General features: G+C 70.3%; 23 protein-coding genes. 4 read left to right on the top strand and 19 right to left on the bottom strand.

All coding sequences use genetic code 11. The features are described 5' to 3' along the window. Positions 1-8: 8 nt before the first annotated feature. The 5 genes from hemC to QWU11_RS15335 all read right to left on the bottom strand — a co-directional run bounded on the left by hemC (position 9) and on the right by QWU11_RS15335 (position 4,762). Positions 9-914: a hydroxymethylbilane synthase gene (gene hemC, locus QWU11_RS15355; protein ID WP_290108810.1), complete on the bottom strand. Its 906-nt coding sequence runs from the start codon at positions 912-914 to the stop codon at positions 9-11. A 17-nt stretch (positions 915-931) separates the two neighbouring features. Further along, positions 932-2,200: a glutamyl-tRNA reductase gene (locus QWU11_RS15350; RefSeq protein WP_290108809.1), complete on the bottom strand. Its 1,269-nt coding sequence runs from the start codon at positions 2,198-2,200 to the stop codon at positions 932-934. Between the two features lie 49 nt (positions 2,201-2,249). Continuing rightward, positions 2,250-2,996 (bottom strand): redox-sensing transcriptional repressor Rex, encoded by a 747-nt coding sequence (locus QWU11_RS15345; RefSeq protein WP_290109140.1) that lies wholly within the window; start codon positions 2,994-2,996, stop codon positions 2,250-2,252. A gap of 268 nt (positions 2,997-3,264) precedes the next feature. Next, complete coding sequence (locus QWU11_RS15340; RefSeq protein WP_290108808.1) at positions 3,265-3,510, bottom strand: glutaredoxin family protein; 246 nt, start codon at positions 3,508-3,510, stop codon at positions 3,265-3,267. Next, positions 3,503-4,762, bottom strand: coding sequence for an antibiotic biosynthesis monooxygenase (locus QWU11_RS15335; RefSeq protein WP_290108807.1), 1,260 nt, complete (start codon positions 4,760-4,762; stop codon positions 3,503-3,505). Before QWU11_RS15335 ends, QWU11_RS15340 begins: the two co-directional genes overlap by 8 nt. Positions 4,763-4,936: 174 nt before the next feature. Here QWU11_RS15335 and QWU11_RS15330 point away from each other — a divergent pair, with 174 nt between their 5' ends. Beyond that, positions 4,937-5,524, top strand: a complete 588-nt coding sequence (locus QWU11_RS15330) for a sigma-70 family RNA polymerase sigma factor (protein ID WP_290108806.1) — start codon at positions 4,937-4,939, stop codon at positions 5,522-5,524. A gap of 104 nt (positions 5,525-5,628) precedes the next feature. After that, the gene (locus tag QWU11_RS15325) at positions 5,629-6,504 is read left to right on the top strand and encodes an HAD-IB family hydrolase (RefSeq protein WP_290108805.1); all 876 of its coding nucleotides are present in this window, start codon (positions 5,629-5,631) and stop codon (positions 6,502-6,504) included. A 266-nt stretch (positions 6,505-6,770) separates the two neighbouring features. Here QWU11_RS15325 and QWU11_RS15320 read toward each other — a convergent pair whose 3' ends face one another. Beyond that, the gene (locus tag QWU11_RS15320) at positions 6,771-8,285 is read right to left on the bottom strand and encodes an HNH endonuclease signature motif containing protein (RefSeq protein WP_290109139.1); all 1,515 of its coding nucleotides are present in this window, start codon (positions 8,283-8,285) and stop codon (positions 6,771-6,773) included. Positions 8,286-8,463: 178 nt separating this feature from the next. Beyond that, positions 8,464-9,438, bottom strand: coding sequence for an aldo/keto reductase (locus tag QWU11_RS15315; RefSeq protein ID WP_290108804.1), 975 nt, complete (start codon positions 9,436-9,438; stop codon positions 8,464-8,466). A 60-nt stretch (positions 9,439-9,498) separates the two neighbouring features. Between QWU11_RS15315 and QWU11_RS15310 the strand changes: the two genes are divergently transcribed. Further along, positions 9,499-10,371 (top strand): aminoglycoside phosphotransferase family protein, encoded by an 873-nt coding sequence (locus QWU11_RS15310; protein ID WP_290108803.1) that lies wholly within the window; start codon positions 9,499-9,501, stop codon positions 10,369-10,371. 3 nt (positions 10,372-10,374) lie between these two features. On the opposite strand, the gene QWU11_RS15305 is transcribed toward QWU11_RS15310, so the two are convergent. The 9 genes from QWU11_RS15305 to QWU11_RS15265 form a co-directional block, all read right to left on the bottom strand. After that, positions 10,375-11,532, bottom strand: coding sequence for an Ig-like domain-containing protein (locus tag QWU11_RS15305; protein ID WP_290108802.1), 1,158 nt, complete (start codon positions 11,530-11,532; stop codon positions 10,375-10,377). Further along, positions 11,529-12,425, bottom strand: a complete 897-nt coding sequence (locus QWU11_RS15300) for a CU044_5270 family protein (RefSeq protein WP_290108801.1) — start codon at positions 12,423-12,425, stop codon at positions 11,529-11,531. Before QWU11_RS15300 ends, QWU11_RS15305 begins: the two co-directional genes overlap by 4 nt. Next, positions 12,412-12,972, bottom strand: coding sequence for an RNA polymerase sigma factor (locus tag QWU11_RS15295; RefSeq protein WP_290108800.1), 561 nt, complete (start codon positions 12,970-12,972; stop codon positions 12,412-12,414). Before QWU11_RS15295 ends, QWU11_RS15300 begins: the two co-directional genes overlap by 14 nt. Positions 12,973-13,100: 128 nt before the next feature. Continuing rightward, the gene (locus QWU11_RS15290) at positions 13,101-14,012 is read right to left on the bottom strand and encodes a lysophospholipid acyltransferase family protein (protein WP_290108799.1); all 912 of its coding nucleotides are present in this window, start codon (positions 14,010-14,012) and stop codon (positions 13,101-13,103) included. A gap of 32 nt (positions 14,013-14,044) precedes the next feature. Continuing rightward, positions 14,045-15,088, bottom strand: a complete 1,044-nt coding sequence (locus tag QWU11_RS15285) for an NAD-dependent epimerase/dehydratase family protein (protein ID WP_290108798.1) — start codon at positions 15,086-15,088, stop codon at positions 14,045-14,047. A 46-nt stretch (positions 15,089-15,134) separates the two neighbouring features. Beyond that, positions 15,135-15,233, bottom strand: a complete 99-nt coding sequence (locus QWU11_RS15280; RefSeq protein WP_012854759.1) for an AURKAIP1/COX24 domain-containing protein — start codon at positions 15,231-15,233, stop codon at positions 15,135-15,137. 132 nt (positions 15,234-15,365) lie between these two features. Next, the gene (locus QWU11_RS15275; protein ID WP_026414196.1) at positions 15,366-15,569 is read right to left on the bottom strand and encodes a helix-turn-helix domain-containing protein; all 204 of its coding nucleotides are present in this window, start codon (positions 15,567-15,569) and stop codon (positions 15,366-15,368) included. A 108-nt stretch (positions 15,570-15,677) separates the two neighbouring features. After that, complete coding sequence (locus QWU11_RS15270; protein ID WP_290108797.1) at positions 15,678-16,481, bottom strand: phosphatase; 804 nt, start codon at positions 16,479-16,481, stop codon at positions 15,678-15,680. Further along, positions 16,478-17,680: an acetoin utilization protein AcuC gene (locus QWU11_RS15265; protein WP_290108796.1), complete on the bottom strand. Its 1,203-nt coding sequence runs from the start codon at positions 17,678-17,680 to the stop codon at positions 16,478-16,480. The genes QWU11_RS15270 and QWU11_RS15265 overlap by 4 nt, the downstream gene beginning before the upstream one ends. Positions 17,681-17,711: 31 nt before the next feature. Between QWU11_RS15265 and QWU11_RS15260 the strand changes: the two genes are divergently transcribed. Continuing rightward, on the top strand, positions 17,712-17,885 hold the full coding sequence (locus QWU11_RS15260) for a DUF1272 domain-containing protein (RefSeq protein WP_290108795.1): 174 nt from the start codon (positions 17,712-17,714) through the stop codon (positions 17,883-17,885). A 4-nt stretch (positions 17,886-17,889) separates the two neighbouring features. Here the strand turns inward: QWU11_RS15260 and QWU11_RS15255 are convergent, their stop codons facing one another. The 3 genes from QWU11_RS15255 to QWU11_RS15245 are packed head-to-tail and all read right to left on the bottom strand — an operon-like array spanning position 17,890 to position 20,286. After that, entirely contained in the window at positions 17,890-18,408 is a 519-nt protein-coding gene (locus QWU11_RS15255) for a GNAT family protein (RefSeq protein ID WP_290108794.1), read from the bottom strand. A gap of 7 nt (positions 18,409-18,415) precedes the next feature. Then, on the bottom strand, positions 18,416-19,612 hold the full coding sequence (locus QWU11_RS15250) for an MFS transporter (RefSeq protein ID WP_290108793.1): 1,197 nt from the start codon (positions 19,610-19,612) through the stop codon (positions 18,416-18,418). Next, on the bottom strand, positions 19,609-20,286 hold the full coding sequence (locus QWU11_RS15245; RefSeq protein ID WP_290108792.1) for a FadR/GntR family transcriptional regulator: 678 nt from the start codon (positions 20,284-20,286) through the stop codon (positions 19,609-19,611). The genes QWU11_RS15250 and QWU11_RS15245 overlap by 4 nt, the downstream gene beginning before the upstream one ends. Between the last annotated feature and the right edge of the window lie 55 nt (positions 20,287-20,341).

Here is a 20,341-nt window from a genome sequence, read left to right as displayed (position 1 = left end):
CGCGGGGCTCAAGATGTGCGCTCCCCCATCAACTGGTCGGCCCCCTCGGCGATCATCCGGGCCGCGAGATCGCGCCCCAGCCGCTCGGCCGTGTCAGGGTGGCCGCTTTTGGACAACCGGATCTGTCGTTCACCGTCGTACCCGGCAACGACCCCGATCAGATGTAGTGTTCGCTCTTCCAACGCAGCGTATGCGCCGACGGGGGCTGAACAACCCGCCTCAAGCTCCGCGAGCAGGGCTCTTTCCGCCGTTACGGCGGCCCGGCTGGCCGGGTCGTCGAGCGTCGCGAGAAGCTCGACGAGGTCCGTACGGTCGGCCCGGCACTCGATCCCCAGCGCGCCCTGGCCGGGCGCCGGCAGCATCAGCCCCGGGTCGAAGATCTCCGAAACCGTTTCCAGCCGGTTGATCCGCACCAGGCCCGCGAAGGCCAGTACGACCGCGTCGTAGTCACCGTCCGTCACCTTGCGCAGGCGAGTGTCGGCGTTGCCGCGGATCGGCACGACGTCCACGTCGTGCCGGAGCCCGCGCAGCTGCGCCATCCGGCGCGGTGAACCGGTGCCGATCCGCGCCCCGCGGGGCAGGTCGGCCAGCTTGGCCGGCCCGCACAAGGCGTCGCGCGGGTCGTCGCGCGGCGGGACCGCGGCCAGCGCGATCCCCTCGGCCGGCGCGGTGGGCAGGTCCTTCAGGGAGTGCACGGCGAAGTCCACCTCGCCGGACAGCACCTTCTCGCGCAGCCCGTTGACGAAGACGCCGGTGCCGCCGATCTGGGCCAGGTCGGCCTTGGAGACGTCGCCCTCGGTGGTCACGCCGACGAGCTCGACCTCGACGCCGGTACGGGCGGTGAGGTCGGCGGCGACCAGGCCCGACTGCGTCATCGCCATCAGGCTCCGCCGCGTACCCAAGCGGAGTTTCATGGGTCGCTCACCGCTCCTCACAGGACGTCCTCCGCCCGTATGACCGCTTCGGGCGTCTTCGGATCGAGATCGAAGAGTTCGCGGAGCGCCTCGGTGTAGGTGTCGCCGTCGGGCGAGGCCGCCAGCTCCTTGACCCGTACGGTCGGCGCGTGCAGAAGCTTGTCCACGACGCGGCGCACCGTCTGGGCGACCTCGTCGCGGGCCCTGTCGTCCAGGCCGGGCAGCCGGCCGCCCAGCCGGACCAGCTCGGCGTCGACCACCTCGGCGGCCTTGCTGCGCAGCGCCACCACGGTCGGCGCGACCGTGGCCGCGATCAGCCCGAGCTGGAAGGCCTGGACCTCCTCGCAGACGATCCGGCGTACGGCCTCGGTGTCGGCCACGGCCGGCGCGTCGTCGGTCTCGCGCAGGTCGTCCAGGCCCACGAGGGTGACGCCGGACAGCTCGCGTACGGCGGGGTCCACGTCGTGCGGCAGGGCCAGGTCCAGCAGGAACACCGGGCCCTCGATCATGTCGGGGGTGATCACGATGCCGATCGCGCCCGTGCAGGAGACCACGATGTCGGCGCCGGCCAGCTCGGCACGTACGTCGGCGAGCTCGATCGCGCGGGCGGGCACCTCGGCCGCGCGGGCCAGGTGGGCGCCGCGCTCGTAGGTGCGGTTGGCGATGACGATCTCGCCGATGCCCTCGCGGGCGAGCGTGGCGACGGCCAGGGAGCTCATCGAGCCGGCGCCGACGACCAGGGCGCGCTTGCCGGTCAGCGAACCGGCCCGGCCGAGCCCGACGCTGACCAGGGACGCGCCGGCCCGGTCGATGCCGGTCTCGTTGCGGGCGCGCTTACCGACCCGCAGCGCCTGCTGGACCAGCTCGTTCAGGGCCCGGTCGACGGTCTCGTTCGCCTGCGCGAGCTTGAGCGCGGCGCGGAGCTGGCCGGAGATCTGGCCCTCGCCGACGACCATCGAGTCCAGACCGCACGCCACCGAGAAGATGTGATGGACCGCACGCTCTTCGTAGTGCACGTAGAGGTGGCGCGAGAGCTCGTCCAGCGGGACGCCGGAGTGGCGCGCCAGCAGCTCGGAGATCGAGGAGACCCCGGCGTGGAACTTCTCCACGTCGGCGTAGATCTCGATGCGGTTGCACGTGGAGACGACGAAGGCGCCGTTGACGCTGGTCGCCTGGTGCACGTCGTGGAGCAGTTTGACGAGCTCGTCCGCGGTGACCGCGGTGCGCTCGAGCAGGGAGACCGGGGCGCTGCGATGGCTCAGCCCGACGACGAGGATGCTGCTCATGCCACCACCTCGCCCGGGGAGGGCCACGCTGATCTCTTGCTCGTACGGCTCATTGGCCTTCTACCGCCTCGAGGTACTCCTGCTCCACGCCGCTCGGACCGCCGGCCTTGCGCTGCTCGTGGAACGCGAGGATCTGTAGCTCAATCGACAGGTCGACCTTACGCACATCGACACCGTCCGGTACGGAGAGTACGACAGGGGCGAAGTTCAGAATGCTTGTCACACCGGACGCCACCACTCGATCGCACACTGCCTGCGCCGCGGCCGCTGGGACGGCCAGAACGGCGATTGAGATCCTATTATCCTTGATGACCGTTTCGAGATCGTCGATGTGCTCGACCGTGAGCCCCGAGATCGGCTCACCGACGATCTCCGGTTCGGCGTCGAGCAGGGCGGCCATGCGGAACCCGCGCGAGGCGAAGCCTCCGTATCCGGACAGCGCACGTCCGAGGTTGCCGATGCCGATGATCGCGACGGACCAGTCCTGGGTCAGGCCGAGCTCGCGGGAGATCTGGTAGACGAGATATTCCACCTCGTACCCGACACCCCTGGTTCCGTACGACCCAAGGTGGGAAAGGTCCTTGCGGAGCTTGGCGGAGTTGACCCCGGCGGCCGCCGCGAGCTCCTCTGAGGAGACGGTGGCGACTCCGCGTTCGGCCAGAACGTGCAACGCTCGGAGGTAGACCGGAAGCCGGGCCACGGTCGCCTCTGGGATGCCGCGGTTCCGTTCACCGAGGGTGGATCGACGGGTCACAGGCCTGCTTTTCCGGGGCTCGACACGCGATCGCCGCCGTATGGTCCCTGGGCCACACGACGTACCGACCGCCTGGACTTTCTCCAGATTAAGCCCTTGTGAACACGCGCACAAAGTCGGGAGCCCGGCGGACGGACCTGCGGATGACCTTCGATCGGCCGGATTCCCCTGCTCACGGGGGTGCTCGCGGAGGCGCACGTACCTTCCAAGTTGCTCTCGCTTCGGATGGCGATGTGACCTAACAGACATTCGCCATCGTGCGCCTCGGCGCTCACGCGCGGCTGAAAGCCGCCTTTAGTCTCGCCGGTCCTCAGCCGTCCAGGGCGGTGCGGAGGCGGGTCTCGTCGACCTTCCAGAAGTCGTGCTGGACGCCGTCGACGAACGTGACCGGGATCTGGTCCCCGTAGAGCCGGGTGTCCTCCTCCGACACGGTGATGTCGCGTTCCTCCCACCCCACGCCGAGCTCACCGGCGACTCTGGCCACGACCGCGCGGGCGTCGTCGCACAGGTGACAGCCCGGCTTGCCGAGCAGGAGGATGCGCGGATCTTCAGCCATGCTGCCAGCGTACGGGCTGGCCCTGCGGCGGCCCTTCGGGGCGGGGCGGGGCCTGCTGGGCGATGTTGCCCGCGCTGACGGTCAGCTCGATCACGTTGGTGCCGCTGACGTGCGCCCTGGCCTCCTGGGCGAACCTCTGGACGTGCGGCTGCCGGGTGTGCATCTCCACTGAGTTCGCGTCGCGGAAGAGCTGGTAGAACAACCGCTGGTTGGGCGCGTTGTCGACGGTGTGGCAGGCGTACACCAGCGTGCCCGGCTCGGTCTGCCGCACGTTGTGCGCGACCTCGGCCGCCAGCCGGTCGAAGGCGTCGCCGTGCCCGTCGATCAGCGTGTAGATCATGATCCGGCCGTACTGGCCCATGCTCTGTGCCAGCGGCGGACCGGGCTGGGGCATCGGCATCGCGGCGGGCGGCGCGAACGACGGCTGCTGCTCGTACCTCTGCCGCTCGTATCCGCCGTTGTTCTGGGGGTGCTGCTGCGGCGGCCGGCGGCGGGGTCCGGTGTTGTCGTACTGCCCGTCGTCGTAGGGCTGCTTGCGGAAGCGCGACATGTCCTCGTACGGCTCCGGTTCCTGGTCTTGGTCGTGGTCATTGATGGCGCCCGGCAGCCGGGAGGCGCCGAACCAGATGAGGGCGGCGGCCCCGCCCAGCGCGAGCGGTGCGAGCGGGCCGGGCAGGAGACTGCGCATCGCGGCGACGATCAGCACCCCGGCGAGCGCGACCATGGCGAGGGTCATCATGGCCTCGGCCGCCTTGCGGTCGCGCTTGTTTCCCCGCACCGCGGTGACCGCGACGCAGGACACGAGGGAGACGACCGCGAAGATGTGCGCCCCGTCGAGGACGAGGCCGGGCAGCGACGAGTAGTGACCGGTCACCTTCGGCAGGCTCTTGCCGAAGGTGCCGATGATCGGGTCGAGCAGGATGATGACGACGGCGACGATGACGTACGAGGCGGCGATGAGCCGGGCGGCGAAGCGCGCCTGCACCGTACGGGCGATGAGCTCGACCACGCCCAGGGCCAGGGTCAGGGGGGCGATCAGCGAGCCGAACAGCTCCATGGAGCGCAGCAGCGCCGGCCGGAAGCCCGACGCGAAGCCGATCGTCATCGAGCCCAGCGCGATGCCCAGCGCGAGAAGCGTGCCGCACCAGGCGAGGAGGTACATGCGACGGTCCGGCAGGGTGCGCGAAAGCAGCAACCCGGCGCCTCCGAGGGCCGCGAGGGTCGCCAGAAGCGCCAGAGCGACGTTGACCATCGCCCCCCATGGTGCCCGATCGTGCGGGCGGACGGGTAACGAAGAGCCCCGTCATAACCGCAAAGAGCGGATAAAGGGTGACGTTTACCTCTGCACCACCATTGCCACGCTACTCACACGTATCTAACATGTTCCGACACGTCCCGTGATCGTGCCGCCGCCGAGGAGGACTGCATGCGCAGCCTTACTCTCGGTGCCTCCGGCGCCGCGGTCTCCGATACCGAGCTGCGCGACGTGGTCCTCCGCGCCCGTGCGGGCGAGACCGACGCGTTCGGCCTCCTCTACGACCGGTACGTCGACCTCGTCTACCGCTTCGTCTACTACCGGGTCGGGACGCACGCCCTAGCCGAGGACCTCACCAGCGAGACGTTCCTGCGGGCGCTGCGGCGGATGAGCGTGTTCACCTGGCAGGGCAAGGACTTCGGCGCGTGGCTCGTGACCATCGCCCGCAACCTGGTGCTCGACCACTTCAAGTCCGGCCGGTACCGCCTGGAGGTCTGTACGGCCGAACTCCAGGACTTCGACCGGTGGGAGGAGGGCCCCGAGGGCGCCGTGCTCGACTCCTTCACCCACCGCGCGCTGTTCTCCGCGGTCCTGGAGCTCGGCTCGGAACAGCGCGAGTGCGTGGTCCTGCGCTTCCTGCAGGGTCTGTCGGTGGCCGAGACCGCCGAGATCATGGGCAAGAACACCGGCGCGATCAAGGCTCTGCAGTACCGCGCCACGCGTTCCCTGGCGCGGGTCTTCCCCGCCGACATTCGCTGACTTATCGCCGTTCTCGCAGGTCCACCACCTGATGGGGAGAAGCGCGACGCGCCGCGCGCGGGCCTGCCGAATCACATCGGGCGAATGCTGGTTACCCTCGTGGCATGCGTCGACTGTGGCCATGGAGCGATGACGACGAGGTAGCCGACGAACTCGCGGGCGAGGCCGCCGCTGCGGCCGCCGCTCCGGACACACCGATCGACCCGGACCCGAACGCCGCCGCGTTCTTCGACGTCGACAACACGCTCATCCGCGGCGCCTCGATCTACCACTTCGCCCGCGGCCTGGCCGCGCGCAAGCTGTTCACCTTCCACGACCTGGCCATGTTCGCCCTGGGCCAGGCCTCCTTCCGCGTACGCGGCGCGGAGAACGCCGAGCACATCAGCACCGCCCGCGAGGCGGCCCTGGCGTTCGTGGCGGGCCGCCGCGTCGAGGAGCTCGTCAGCCTCTGCGAGGAGATCTACGACGAGAAGATGGCCGACCGCATCTGGCACGGCACGCGGGCGCTGGCCCTCAAGCACCTCGACGCCGGCCAGCAGGTGTGGCTGGTCACCGCCACCCCGGTCGAGCTGGCCCGCATCATCTCCCACCGCCTGGGCCTGACCGGCGCGCTGGGCACGGTCGCCGAGACCGAGGACGGCGTGTACACCGGGCGCCTGGTCGGCCACCTGCTGCACGGTCCGGCCAAGGCGGGCGCCGTACGCGCGCTGGCCCGCAACGAGGGCCTGGACCTGGCCCGCTGCTCGGCCTACAGCGACTCCTACAACGACCTGCCGATGCTCACCACGGTCGGCCACCCGCACGCGGTCAACCCGGACGGTGACCTGCGCGACCACGCCCGCGACCACGACTGGCCGGTGCACGACTTCCGTACGGGCCGCAAGGTCACGATGGTCGCCCTGCCCGCCGCGGCCGGCACCGGCGCCCTGGTCGGCGGCGTCGCGGCGGGCGTCGCGCTCCGCCGCCACCACCGCCGCTGAACCCGGAACCCAGGGTCTGTCTCGACGTCCCGCTGCCCCGGATGTGAACGTTCCTCTGGCGGTGGAGGCCGGTGAAGTGGGCGACGGCCAAGCCCGCGGAGACCAGTCCTATGCCTACGCCGAGCACTGTCCGCGCGATCACCCGGAGCGGCTCTCCGGGTAGCGCCGCTTGAACGCAGCGACGACCGTGCGACGCTGTTCGCGGCAAGACGACGGGTAAGGCCCTGCTCGCCGCCAAGCTCAGCCATGCCCACAGACCAGCCATCTCACCGCAAGAGCGGCATCGAAGATCGGTGGCTGCGGGGAAGGTCGAGCACGCATCGCTGCCATCCCGCTTCTACCGACGATCCCAGGCATCGCTGCCATCCGGTCTCTACCGGCGATCTTCGGATCGAGCGGCGGGCAGCCGCGGACGACGGTCGTTCCGGTTCGGTGCGATAGGTCTTTCCCGCCGGGGTCGTCCAGGCGAGACGATCCGCACTCTGGGTGACCGTCCATCCCTTCGCCGCCTTGGTGCGGTGGTGACGGCGGCACAGCGGCTGCAGGTTGCACGGACACGTCGCACCGCCCTGCTCGTACGGAACGCGGTGGTCCAGATCACAATCGCGAGACGGACGGGTGCAGCCGGGGAAGCGGCAAGTCGGCTGAAGTGCCCGGACCACGTGCGCCATCGCGGCCGGTGGCCGGTAGTTCAGATGGCCGTGGTGCAGCGGCTCGCCGTCCGCGCCGGTGACGGTAACGCACCAGCGGGTGGCCGGGCTTGATGCCACCGCGGCCATCTGGCGGGCGACCTCAGCCGTGAGCGGCCCGTACCCCGCAGCCTGTCCCGGCTCGGCGGACAGGCCGAGCATCGTCGCCAGCGGCACGGTCAGGTGCACAGTACCGACTTGGTCACCGACCGCCCGCTCCAACGCCAAAGCACCCGCACCGGCATCCGCGACGGAAGAACGACCGACCTCGCCCCGCTCCGATCGCCTGTCCACGCTCTCGACACGCGAGGCCACAGCACCCGACTCCCCTGGCCCGCGCGCGCCGTCACCGGCCGAACGGGCACCGGCGGCATCCAACGCGGCCTCGGCGAGGGCGGCGGTCAGCTCGGTGGTGGGCAGGCCGGAGGCCGGGTGGGTGCCCAGCAGCAGCGAGAGGAAGACGTCCGCCGATAGCTGGTCCAGCGTACGGACGTCGCCGTCGGCCTTGAGCGCTTTGGCGATGGCGTGCAGCCGGTTGTCGGCGGCGATCGCGGGACCGGCCGGCAGGTGCACGCCGCCGAAGACAGCGGTGCCGTTCCCGGTGTCGTAGCAGTCGATGTGACGTTCGGCTTCAGATGCCTCGCGGCGCTTCTCCGCACCCGATGGATCCAAGGCGATCACGACGCGTTGCACGCGGGCACGCAGTCGGCCCGGCGTCACATCACCGGCGTCGGGCAGCACCCGCCGCTCCACCGCGCGGGCCGTCTCGGCATCGACGGCGCGCGTACCCTGCACGATCACACGGACCTTCGTCAGGTCGATCCGGCCCTCCGCCAAAGCTTCCCGCGTCAACGGCAGCCGGTCGGTGAGTGCCCGGGCAAGGTCCAGGTGCGCGTCGGCCGAACGTGGCGAGATCACCAGCGCCAGCCCCACTTCGGCGGAGGCAAACTCGCCGCGCGAGGAGCCGGACTCACGCCGGCGCGCCAGCTCCGCGACGGCGGCAAGCTCGCCCGCCTGCGCCCACGAGGCCTGCCGCCGCCAAGCCGCCAGCACATCGACCAACTCCTCGTCGGTCAGCGCCGGTATTTCCACCTCGGCCAACGCCACACCAAGTGAGGGACCGGGTCGGCGGTCCGGCCACTGCGAAACCTCACCCACCGCCGCTCCCCCTTCGCTCCCGGTCATTACTCTCGAACACTTTATCGCATGACTACGACGCTCCGCACCCGGTCCGCCACTAAAAGCTACGACCCGGACGGGGCTCGCACGATCAGCCCTGCTCGATGAGGCGGAGCATCGCCTCGGGGTAGCGCTCACCGGAGACCGGGAGTTCCAGCTCGGCCAGCTCGGCCTCGGTCAGCGTGACGTCCGCCGCGCCGAGATTCTCCTCCAGCCGCGTACGGCGCTTGGTTCCCGGGATCGGCACGACGTCGTCGCCCTGCGCCAGCAGCCAGGCCAGCGCGAGTTGCGCCGGCGTCACGCCCTTCCGCCCGGCCACCGCGCGTACCGTCTCGGCCGCCTTCACGTTGACGTCGTAGTTCGCGCCCTGGAAGCGCGGGTCGTTGCGCCGGTAGTCGTCGTCCCCGTACTCCTCCGCGCGGCGTACGTCGCCGGTCAGGAAGCCGCGGCCCAGCGGGGAGTACGGCACCAGGCCGATCCCGAGCTCGCGCAGCGTCGGCAGGATCTCCTCCTCCAGGCCGCGCTCCCACAGGGAGTACTCCGTCTGCAGCGCCGAGACCGGGAACGCCGCGTGCGCCCGGCGGATCGTCCCCGCCGACGCCTCGGACATGCCGAAGTAGCGGACCTTCCCGGCCGCGACCAGCTCGCCGACCGCGCCGGCGGTGTCCTCGATCGGGACCTCCGGGTCGACCCGGTGCTGGTACAGCAGGTCGATGTGGTCGGTGCCCAGGCGCTCCAGCTGCTGGTCCACCACCTCACGGATGTGGGCGGGCTTGCTGTTCGGGCCGAGCCGCTGCCCCTCCGGGCCGTACTCCCAGCCGAACTTGGTCGCGATGACCACCTCGTCACGGCGGCCCTTCAGCGCGCGGCCGAGCAGCTTCTCGTTGGTCCACGGCCCGTACGCCTCGGCGGTGTCGAGGAAGTCACAGCCCAGCTCGAGCGCGCGGTGGATGGTCGCGATCGACTCGTCGTCGTCGGGTGTGCCGTACGCCCAGCTCATCCCCATGCAACCCAGGCCGATCGCCGAAGTGCTCAGGCCCTGTCGTCCCAGATTTCTCTTCTCCATGTCTCCCAGGCTGCACCTTAGAGCGCGCTCCAGGTCAAGCGCGGTGGTTGGGTGAGGGGCGTGGACGGCTTCACGATCGACGAGGACTTCGTACGCGCCCTGGTGCGCGAGCAGCATCCGGACCTGGCGGAGCTGAGCCTGCGTGAGGTGGACGGCGGGTGGGACAACCGCCTGTGGCGGCTCGGGGAGGAGCTGGCCGTACGCATCCCGCTGACACCGCGCGCGCCGTCCCTGTTGCGCAACGAGTACCGATGGCTGCCCGTCCTGGCCTCCCGCCTCCCACTTCCGGTGCCCGCTCCTGTACGGATCGGCGAGCCGTCGGCGCGCTTCCCGCGGCCGTGGACCATCGCGGCCTGGGTTCCCGGCGAACCGGCCGACCGGACCCCGATCGCCCGCGCCGACCATGCGGCGGACGGCCTGGCACGCTTTCTGAGGGCGCTCCATCAGGACGCGCCCGCGGACGCGCCGGCCGGCGCGATACGCGGAGTTCCCCTGAACACGCTCACGCTCGACCCCGACGAGAGATTCCGTGCCGCCGACCGCGCCCGGCAGGTCTGGGACGAGGCCGTCTCCGCACCCGAGTGGCAGGGCCGCCCGGTATGGCTCCACGGCGACCTGCACCCGGCGAACGTCGTCGTCGCGGACGGCACGCTCGCGGGCGTGCTCGACTTCGGGGACATGTGCGCCGGTGATCCGGCGACGGACCTCTCGGCCGCGTGGGTGCTCCTCCCCGAAGGCGCCGCCGGGCGGTTCCTCACCGCCTACGGGGACGTCGACGAGGCGACCATCCGCCGCGCGAAGGGATGGGCGGTGCTGCGCGGCATGGGCCTCATCGACATCGGCCGGGCCGGCGAACTGGGGCAGCCCGGCGGAAAGGTGACGTGGGGACCCGCGGGCCGGGCGGCGATCGACCGTGTCCTGGCGTCGGCCTGAAGGTCAAGCGCGTGAGCCTCCGCGAAGTGCGCTGCCCGCCAGCCACTGTGTCCACGACCGGGTCCAGAACTTCCAGTCATCGGCGTACGGCTCGTCGGCGAAACGTCGCGTCGTGTGTGTCACGTCCACGATGTCGCCTCGCTGGGAGATGTCATAGAAGTAGCGGGCTCCCGCCGGAGACGTGCGGACGCAGCCGTGGCTGGCGTTCTGCCGGCCCAGGTAGTAGTACTCGCCGACGCTCTTGTGCACGTACTCGCCACCGACGGTGATCCGCACCGCCAGCTCGACCCGCTCCTGGTAGTAGTCGCAGCCGGGCGAGCCCTTCGTGCAGGTCGCCGTCATGGTCACCACAGGCCGCTTCTCCCGGGTCAGGTGGATCCCGTTGGTCGTGATGGTGTCGGCCCTCGTGCCCGCACCCGTACTGATCTTGAACCTCTTCACGGTGCCGTCGTGATCGACCGTCATGGAGTGGGTCTTGGCGTTCGCCACCGTGACGTTCGAGGCGCCGATGGTGAAGGACCGGGTGAAGTCGCGCACGCCGTAGGTGTCCTTGGCCGCTCGCACGCCGGTCAGGTGCGCGGTGAAGGCGATCTTCTGGTGCGGGTGCCAGTACTTCCTGGTGCGGTACACCACCCGGCGGTCGGAGATCCAGCTCCAGGCGCCCTCGTCCCCCTTGCCCGACGTGACCTCCAGCGCCTTCTCGACGTTCGCCCGGTCGGCCACCGGCCCGGTGAAGTCGACGATGACCGGCATTCCGACGCCGACCTTCTCTCCCGCGGCCGGCGTCACGCTCGCGATGCCGACCGTTCGTGGTGCCCTCTCCGTACGGAACGTGCTGCTGACCGTACTGACCTTGCCCCTGACGTTCTTCGCGGTGGCCGTCACCTTGTACGCGCTGCCGGGTTTCAGCGCCCAGGTCGTCCTCCACGACGTACGGTCGGCGCTGAACCTGCCGATGGCGCCCGTGACGGCCTGCAGCGTCCCGCCCGACGCGGTCACCGTGACGCCCTGGTCGGGACGCACCTTCTGCCCGGACGCGCTGATCCGCACGGTCGCGTCCGCCACGTCGGCGCCGGCGCGGCCGGGTGACCCGGCCTGGCCGCTGGAGCAGCCTGTCACCAGGGCGAGCACTACGGCCATGGCCGCATACCTGATCTTCAAGGACGTTCTCCAGGTCGTACGACGGGCTGGGCGGACAGTCGCGCCGTCCAGTAGATGACTTCTCCGGCCCCGCCGCGGGTAAGGACGTCGCGTAGTCCCAGGTAGCGGTAGGTCCGGGGGTCGAGGATCAGTTCGAGCCGCGAGTCGTCGCTCGTGGCGATGTACAGGACGATGCCGTGGCGGCCCGCGGCGTCCTGTGCGTCCGGCAGCACTCCGACGCCGGGCAGCCGGGACAGCGCGCCGTAGAGCGCGGCCTGCACGCGTGGTGTGACGGGATAGGCGTCGAGCAGCCGGGTGACGAAGTCGAACACCGCCGTGTCACGTGGCACGCCCATGATCCCGGCGGCGTACTCCGTCACGCGTCCTTTCGGCTCGGGCCGCGCCCGGATGCGGTCCACCTCCGCGTAGATCCGGGTGAGCGCCGCACCCGGGTCTTCGGGCATGCCGGCCAGCACGGTGCCGTGCACCGCGAGGGGCAGCCGGTTCGCCGGCGATCGCCTACCGTCCATGCGGATCCAGGACTCCACGACGCGCCGTTCGGGCCTGCTCGTGGTGTAGCGCTGCATGCTCCGCACGTAGATCCACTGATGCGCGCCCATCGTCACCAGCGGTTCGTTACGCGCCACCGTCTCGGCACGCTGAGCGAGCCGCACCGCCGGGCTGCCGGCCGGAGCGGTGCCGCGATCCCGGTCCGGCACCGCCGAGAGCCCGGCCACGAGCGCCACGACGGCGGTCGCGACCGCCGCGAGGCGCAACACGGTGCGACGGCCGGCCGGGGCGCGCCGCGGTGAGTTCATGGCGTCGAGTAGCCGCGCCTGACCGGAGTCGAGTACGCCCGGCCGGGGCGGTGCGACGCGCTCGTACCTGTGCTTGATCAGCTCAAGCTCGTCCACCGCGCACCTCCAGCGTCGCGCGCATCTTCTTACGGGCGCGGAACAGTCGGGACGAGACGGTTCCGACGGAGACACCCAATGCCTGCGCGACCTCCTCGTAGGCGAGGCCGCTTCCCGCGACCAGGACGAGCACGTCACGCTCACCCTGGTTGAGACGGGCCATTCCGGCCGCGAGATCGCCGCGCATGCTCTCGGCGGAAAGCCGGTCGATCACCGGCTCCATCGGCTCGACCGATGGATCCACGCCGGTCCGCGCGATGGCGCGGTAGAAACGGAGTTCCGAGCGGCGCTGGCGGCCGATGAGGTTGGTGGCGATCCCGTAGAGCCAGGGTCGTACGCCCGCGCGCTCCGCGTCGTATCGCCCGCGGTGCCGGAACGCCTCCAGAAACGTCTCGGCCATCAGGTCATCGGCCGTGTCCGGGCCGAGACGAGCGGCGACGTAGCGGTGGATCTCGCCGGCATACCGCTGGTACAGCACCGTGAATCGCTCGGGATCGGCAAGGGAGGCGGCGATGGCCTCGGCGTCGGGGAACGCCTCGGTGATCACCGCTGACTCGTTTTCGTCATGCGGCTCTTCTGCGGAGAGGGGGTACGTCCTCTCCTACTTGCCCGGACAGAGGCTCCTTGTTCCCGGATTTCTGCGGGCCCTGGGCACCGGCACGAGCGCGCTTCAGGTCAGGCGCGGAAGAAGGCGGGGCCGCGCCGGCGGAGCACGTCGTACAGCATGTTCTGGATCGTCTCGCGTACCTGGTCGGTCAGGTTGAAGACGGTCATGTGATCCTCGGCCTGGGCCGGGTCGTACTCATCGGTGCGGATCGGCTCTCCGAAGGCGATGAGCCACTTGGACGGCAGCGGCAGCAGGCCGAGCAGGCCCAGGTGCGGCCAGGTCGGGGTCACCGGGAAGTACGGCAGGCCGAGCAGCCGGGCGAGCGGCTTCAGGTCGGCGATCTTGGGATAGATCTCCTCGGCCCCGACGATCGCGCACGGGACGATCGGCACCTGCGCGCGCAGGGCGGTGGCCACGAAGCCGCCCCGCCCGAAGCGCTGCAGTTTGTAGCGCTCGCTCCACGGCTTGCCGACGCCCTTGAAGCCCTCGGGGAAGACCCCGACGAGCTGGTTCTTCGACAGCAGCCGCGTCGCGTCGGCCTGGCACGCCAGCGTGTGCCCGCTCTTGCGTGCCAGGTGGGCCAGCACCGGGATCTGGTAGACGAGGTCGGCGCCGAGCAGTCGCAGGTTGCGGTGGGCCGGATGGTGGTCGTGCAGCCCGACCTGCAGCATCACGCCGTCGATCGGCAGCGTGCCCGAGTGGTTGCCGACGACGAGTGCGGGGCCGGTGGAGGGGACGTTGTCCAGACCGGTCATCTCGGCGCGGAACCAGCGCTCGTACAGCGGGCGCAGCGCCGGCAGCAGCAGGCCCTCGTTGAGCTCGGGGTCGAAGCCGAACTCGTCGACCTCGTAGTCGCCGGCCAGCCGGCGGCGGACGAAGCGCAGCGCGGAGGCGACCGCGTGCTCGAAACCGCCCTGTTCTTGGGCGAGTCGGTCAGCAGCGTCAGTGTTGAGTGGAATTACCTGCGCTTCTGGCCGCATTTTCGGTCTCGCCTCCTCCACAGGGTCGTGATTCACCTTCTGCCCCCTACGACGCTGGTCAATCGGTCGAAGAGATCAAGAGGGAGACCCTGACCGAGACCTTGCGAATCGGCGAAATCGGCAAAGGCCTCCTCCGAACTGTATTTCGGACGCCAGGAAAGCTCCTTGGCGAGTAGTTCGGTGTCGAGCACCCGGCCGTACGTCAGCCAACGGAGCAACTCGGGAGAAAAACCCTTGAGCCCGCCGAAACGACGGCCGACGTCGCCCAGCGCCTGCAGGGCGGGCGCGGGCAGCCGCATGATCGGCCGGCCGCCGCGGCGCAGCGCCTGCGAGAGGAGTACGACGCCGTCGCCGGCCACGTTGAACGTGCCGGGGTGGTCCTCGACCGCCATCCGGCGCAGCACCTCGACGCCGTCGTCCTCGTGGATGAACTGCAGCCGGGGGTCGAAGCCGAACACCGTCGCGACCACCGGCATGTGGAAGTAACGGCTCAGCGGCGAGTCGACGTGCGGCCCGAGGAAGTTGGCGAAGCGCAGCACGGACACGGTCAGGTCGGAGCGGCGCCGGGCCAGACCCCGGACGTACCCCTCGACCTCGACCGCGTCCTTGGCATAGCCGGACGTCGGCGGCAGCACCGGCTCGTCGGTCTCGGTGTAGACCGCCGGATCGTGCCCGGACGAGCCGTAGACCGCCGCGGACGAGCGGACCACGACCTTGCGCATCGCCGCCGACCGCTGGCAGGCGGCGAGCAGCTGCATGGTGCCGATGACGTTCTGTTCCTTGGCCTTCATCCGCGCGGCGGACGTCATCGTCACGAGGTTGAGGTGCACGACCGTGTCGACCTCGGCCGCGTTAATGATCTTGGCGATACTCGGCGTGCGGATGTCGATACGGACGAACTCGGTGCGTCCGAGCGGCATCGTGGGCGCGACGGTGTCCACGCCGATGACCCGTTCGATGCTGGGATCGGCCTGAAGAGTGTCCGCGACCCGTGCCCCGAGAAAACGGGACACACCGGTGACCAGAACCACCCGGGCCGTACCCGAGGTACGCGATCCGCTTGCCGAGGGACGCATGGATGACACACTGCCCCCCAGGCCTTACGGCTACCTCAACGAGAAGTTACTTCTTGTTACGGCGCTGGACGCGTGTCTTCTTCAGCAGCTTGCGGTGCTTCTTCTTGGCCATGCGCTTACGACGCTTCTTGATGACAGAGCCCACGAAACCCTCACTAGGTGGTCGGCAGGAGACAGGCGATCAGCACCCTTGGCGGGCACAGCCCGAAGCCCAAGGGTACCGCCGCCAGTACGCCCGTCGGTCGCGGGCTCGGCAACCCCCCGTGCGGTAGGAGGGTCAGCCCGCTTCGATGAACGCGTCTCGCAGATAGTCGTGGACAGCCTGCTCCGGTACGCGGAACGAACGTCCCACGCGAATCGCCGGTAGTTCTCCTGAGTGAACGAGGCGGTATACGGTCATCTTGGACACCCGCATCACCGCAGCCACCTCGGCCACAGTCAGGAACCTGACCTCGCTGAGAGGTCGCTCGCCTGAGCTCATCGGACGCCCTCTTCCACACGCCGCGCGTCAGACCTTTGCGGTGACTTTGATCACGGCCGTGTACTTTCTCCAGCGTAAATCGTGAATCTGTAGTCGCAAGAGGGGAGTTCAATCAATCAGGCCCGAACGTGCCAAAAGATACACAGTGAGCGGCGTGTAGTAGTGCGGCGGCACGTTGTCGTCCAGCGGTACGACGGCATGGACCTTCCCCTCGGCCTCCCCTGCGAACAGCGCCGGATCGTTGCAGTCGGCGAACCCGACCGTGGCGACGCCCGCCTGCCCGGCGGCCCCCGCCCAGCCGTGGTCCGCTATGGCCAGATCCGGCCATACTGTCGAGTTTACGGTTAGCTCTTCCAGAATCGCACGCATCGGGTGGGGATCATGTGTATGGTGCAGCGCTCCGCCGCCTGAAAGTACGGCCACGCGGTCGATGTAGCGAATCTGGCGGGTTCGCGGCCCCTGGGGCGTGTCGACCTCATACGACCAGCCCGCCGCAGGCGTCAGAACCGCACAGCCGCGCTCGGCCAACTCACGCGCCACGGCGAGGTACACCGGCAACAGCCCGGAGGGGTGCCCGGTGGCGAGCAGCACCGTCTCGCGGCGCTCCGCGGCCTGGGCGATCCGATCGCCCATCGCGTCCAGGGCGTCGATCGTGAGCTCCGGGTCGATCGTGTCGTCCCCGTAGACGTGGGACGGGTCCGGGTCGATCCCGCACTTCTTCACCATCAGCGCGAAGATCTCCTCGAAGGTCCACGCGCGCTCCAGCTCCAGCCCGAACTGGTAGTACGGCTTGCCCGCCGCCATCCGCCGGTAGTGCAGGAGGTTGTTCTGCCTGGGTGTGGCCACCTCGCCGGCGATGAGCGTACGGACGAGGTGGTCGCGCAGTTCCGTACGGGTCGGCACCTCCGTCACTGCAGGGGATCCAGGCCGTGCTCGGGGAAGATCGCCTTCCGCGTCGCCAGCACCGCCCGGTCCACCGGATTCGCCGGGTCGTACCCGCTCGCCCACGTCCACACCTCCGGTTCGGATCCATCGGTCATGCGTTCCGGAGCCCGCGCTCCGGTGCGTTCGCGCACGTATTCACGCCAGGCCTGCGGCGTGGGCGTCTCCGGCGGGATCGGCCGCTCCGCCGCCTCGGCCAGCAGGTGGGTCCAGGCGCGCGGGACGACGTGGACCAGCTCGTACCCGCCTCCGCCGACGAGGATCCAACGCCCGCCGGCCGTCTCATGGGCCAGCCTGTGCAGCGCGCGGTACGCGGCGCGCTGGCCGTCGACGCTCAGCGACAGGTGTGCGAGGGGGTCCAGCTCGTGGCTGTCGCACCCCTGCTGGGTGAGGAGCACCTCCGGGGCGAACTCCCGCAGCAGCGGCGGGACGACCGCGTCGAAGGCGCGGAGCCAGTGCTTGTCGTCGGTGCCCGGCGGCAGTGCCACGTTGACCGCCGTGCCCACGGCGGAACCGGCCCCGGTCTCCTGGGGCAGGCCCGTGCCCGGGAACAGCGTGCGCGGCGTCTCGTGCAGACTGATGGTCAGCACGCGCGGGTCGTCGTAGAAGGCCGCCTGGACGCCGTCGCCGTGGTGGACGTCGACGTCGACGTACGCGACCTTCCGCGCGCCCTGCTCCAGGAGCCAGGCGATCGCGATGGCCGGGTCGTTGTAGACGCAGAAGCCGGACGCGGCGCCGCGCATCGCGTGGTGCAGGCCGCCGGCGACGTTGGCGGCGTGCGCCGCTGTACCGTTCCACACCGCGCGCGCCGCGGCCACGGTCGCCCCCGCGACCAGTGCCGTCGCGTCGTGCATGCCGGGGAAGACCGGGTTGTCGGCCAGGCCGAGGCCGCGTGCCGGGTCGGGCCGCCCGGCGCGTACGGCGTCGATGTAGGCCTGGTCGTGGACGAGGCGCAGCAGGTCGTCACCGGCCGGCTCGAACCCCTCGACGGACACGCCGGGCGCGTCGAACACCCCGAGTTCGCGGGCGAGTGCCATCGTGAGGTCGACGCGTACGGGGTTCATCGGGTGCTCGGGGCCGAAGTCGTACGACGTGAGGCGCTCGTCCCAGAAGACCTGGAGCGAGGCCGCCGTGTCATTCGGATCGTGTTGCTCGCTCCGTTCGTCCATGTTGGTCACGGTACCGGTAGGCTCCGCGGGCATGGGGCTGGAGATGCGCGCCACCTGCGAGCGCTGCGACGAACCGCTGTTCGCGAACGGCCTGGCCTATATCTGCAGCTACGAATGCACGTTCTGCGCGTCCTGCACCCGGAAGCTGACCCACGTGTGCCCGAACTGCGGCGGCGAACTGGTCCGCCGTCCCACGCGCGTTTAAGGCCCTACACGGCGGGGTCCGTACGGAGGACGCCGTAGACCACGCCGTCGCGCCAGGCGCCGTCCCGCCAGCCGAACGCACGCAGCACGCCCTCGCGGCTGAACCCGGCCCTCTCCAGTGCCTTCTGCTCCGCCAGGTTGTCCACCTCGGTGTCGGCCTCGATCCGGTGGACCGTCGTGTGCGCGAACAGGTAGCGGACCAGGAGCCGCTGCGCCTCGGTGCCGTATCCGCGGCCGCGCGCCTCGGGGAGCATCCCGATGCCCACGGACAGGCAGTGGGACGCCCGGCCCGTCTGCCGGCGGTGCCAGACCACGAAACCGAGCCGCTCGTCTCCCCGCCGGACCATCAGCGCGCCGTCATCGTCGCTGAGCAGGCCGTCCTCGGCCCACCTGCGGCGATAGCGGTACGGATCGGTCCAGCCGAACCACGCGAACTCACCGGAGGACTCCGGGTCCTGGGTCAGCCGCTCCAGCACGGCCAGGTCGTTCTCACCGACGGGGCGCAACGCGAGTTCCGTGTCCATATCCGGATCAACGCGCGACGGACGTCCGCGCCTCCCCGGACAGGCTCTCGTCGCCGATCGTCCGGTCGCGCCCCGCGCTCAGGCCCGGCACCAGCATGACGACCGAGACGGCGAGCACGAGCACGGCCGGAACGCTCCAGCCGTGGGTCGCGTCGTGCACCGCCCCGATGGCGAGCGGGCCGAGCGCCGCGATGACGTACCCGATCCCCTGGGCCATGCCGGAGAGCTGCGTCGTCACGTGCGTGTCCGAGGCCCGCAGGCCGATGAACGACAGCGCGGTGGCGAACCCGACGCCCTGACCGAGGCCGAGCACCACGATCCACACCCAGACCGAACCCGCGGGGGCCCACACCGTGCCGCTGAAGCCGACGATGCAGAGCGCGGCGACGATCCCGACCAGGGGACGCTGGTCGCGGAACCGCCGCTCCAGCACCGGGACGAGGAACGCCCCGACCGCCTGGAGCAGGCTGGTCAGCCCGAGCGCGTAGCCGCCGGCCGCCTCGCTGAGACCTCGGTCCTGGCAGATCGTCGGCAGCCAGCCGGAGGTGACGTAGGCGAGCATCGACTGCAGGCCCATGAACCCGGTGACGTGCCAGGCGAGCGCGGAGCGCCACACGCGTGGTGAGCCGCCCTCCGGCGCCACCGCGGCCGGGGCTCCGTGGCGCAGACGGGGCAGCCAGGCGACTCCCGCCACGGCGGCCGGGATGGCCAGCAGGACGAGCGGCAGCCGCCAGCTCGAGTGCGCCGCGTGCTCCAGCGGTACGACGACGGCGGAGGAGATCGCGGCGCCGGCGGTGATCGCGACGGTGTAGACCGCAGTGACCGTCGTGATGGCCTGTGGGTGGTCCCGCTTGATGATCGAGGGGACGGCGATGTTGCCGATGCTGATCGCGATGCCGGCCAGCAGCGCGCCGCCGAACAGTGCCGCCTGCACCGGGACCACCCGGGCGAGCAGCGCGACGACCAGCAGGAACATGCTCGTGACGAGGAGCACCTCACCGCGCAGGTTGCGCCGGAACAGCGGCGCCGCCAGGCCGAACGCGCCGAAGAACAGCACCGGAAGCGTCGTGAGAGCGCCCGCGGCCACGCCGGAGAGTCCGAGATCGTGCTGGATCTGCCGCAGCAGCGGCCCGACCGCGACCACGGCCGGCCGCAGGTTGAGCGCGACCAGAACGATCAGGATGACACCGGCGTATCGCCTCAAAGTAGCGCCTCCAGCGCGTCGAGCGTGGGCACGGTGATGCGTTCGGCGGCGCGCCCGGCCGCGTCCGGATCGCGTGCGGCGATCGCCTCCACCACCGCGCGGTGCGCGGCGGGACCGGCGTCGGGCAGCTCGCCGTCCAGCCGTACGGCGCTCAGGGACTCGCGCAGCCGGCTCTGGAAGTAGCGGAAGGCCTCGACCAGCAGGACGTTGTGGGCCGCCTCCGCCACACCGATGTGGAAGCGCACATCGGCTCCGCCGAATTCCTCCGGATCTTCCGCCGCGTCGCGGTCCTCCAGCAGGGCGCCGAGCCGCACGAGGTCATCCGGCGTACGGCGCCGCGCGGCGAGGCTCGCCGCCTGCACGTCGTAGGCCTGCTGGAGCTCGAACACGTCCCGTAGCGTGGCGCGCTCGAAGCGGCGCAGCAGCGGGCGGGGATCGACGGCGCTGCGGACGTAGGTGCCGTCGCCCCGGCGGACCTCCAGCACGCCGATGTGGCTCAGCGCGCGGATGGCCTCGCGGACGGCCGGCCGGCTGACCCGCAGCCGGGCGGACAGGTCGTACTCACCGGGAATCCGGTCTCCGACCGACCAGGTTCCCGAGGTGAGCTGCCTCTGCATCTGGTCGATCACCGCTTCGACGGCCGACGGCCGTGGAACCGGTTCGAGTGTCGTCACACCTTGTGATCATGCCAGATGTCAGGCATGTTAAATGTCTTACATCTGATAACTC

This window comes from Actinomadura sp. DC4 (assembly GCF_030406325.1).
Classification (GTDB): Bacteria; Actinomycetota; Actinomycetes; order Streptosporangiales; family Streptosporangiaceae; genus Actinoallomurus.
This window is presented reverse-complemented; position numbering and strand designations above follow the sequence as displayed.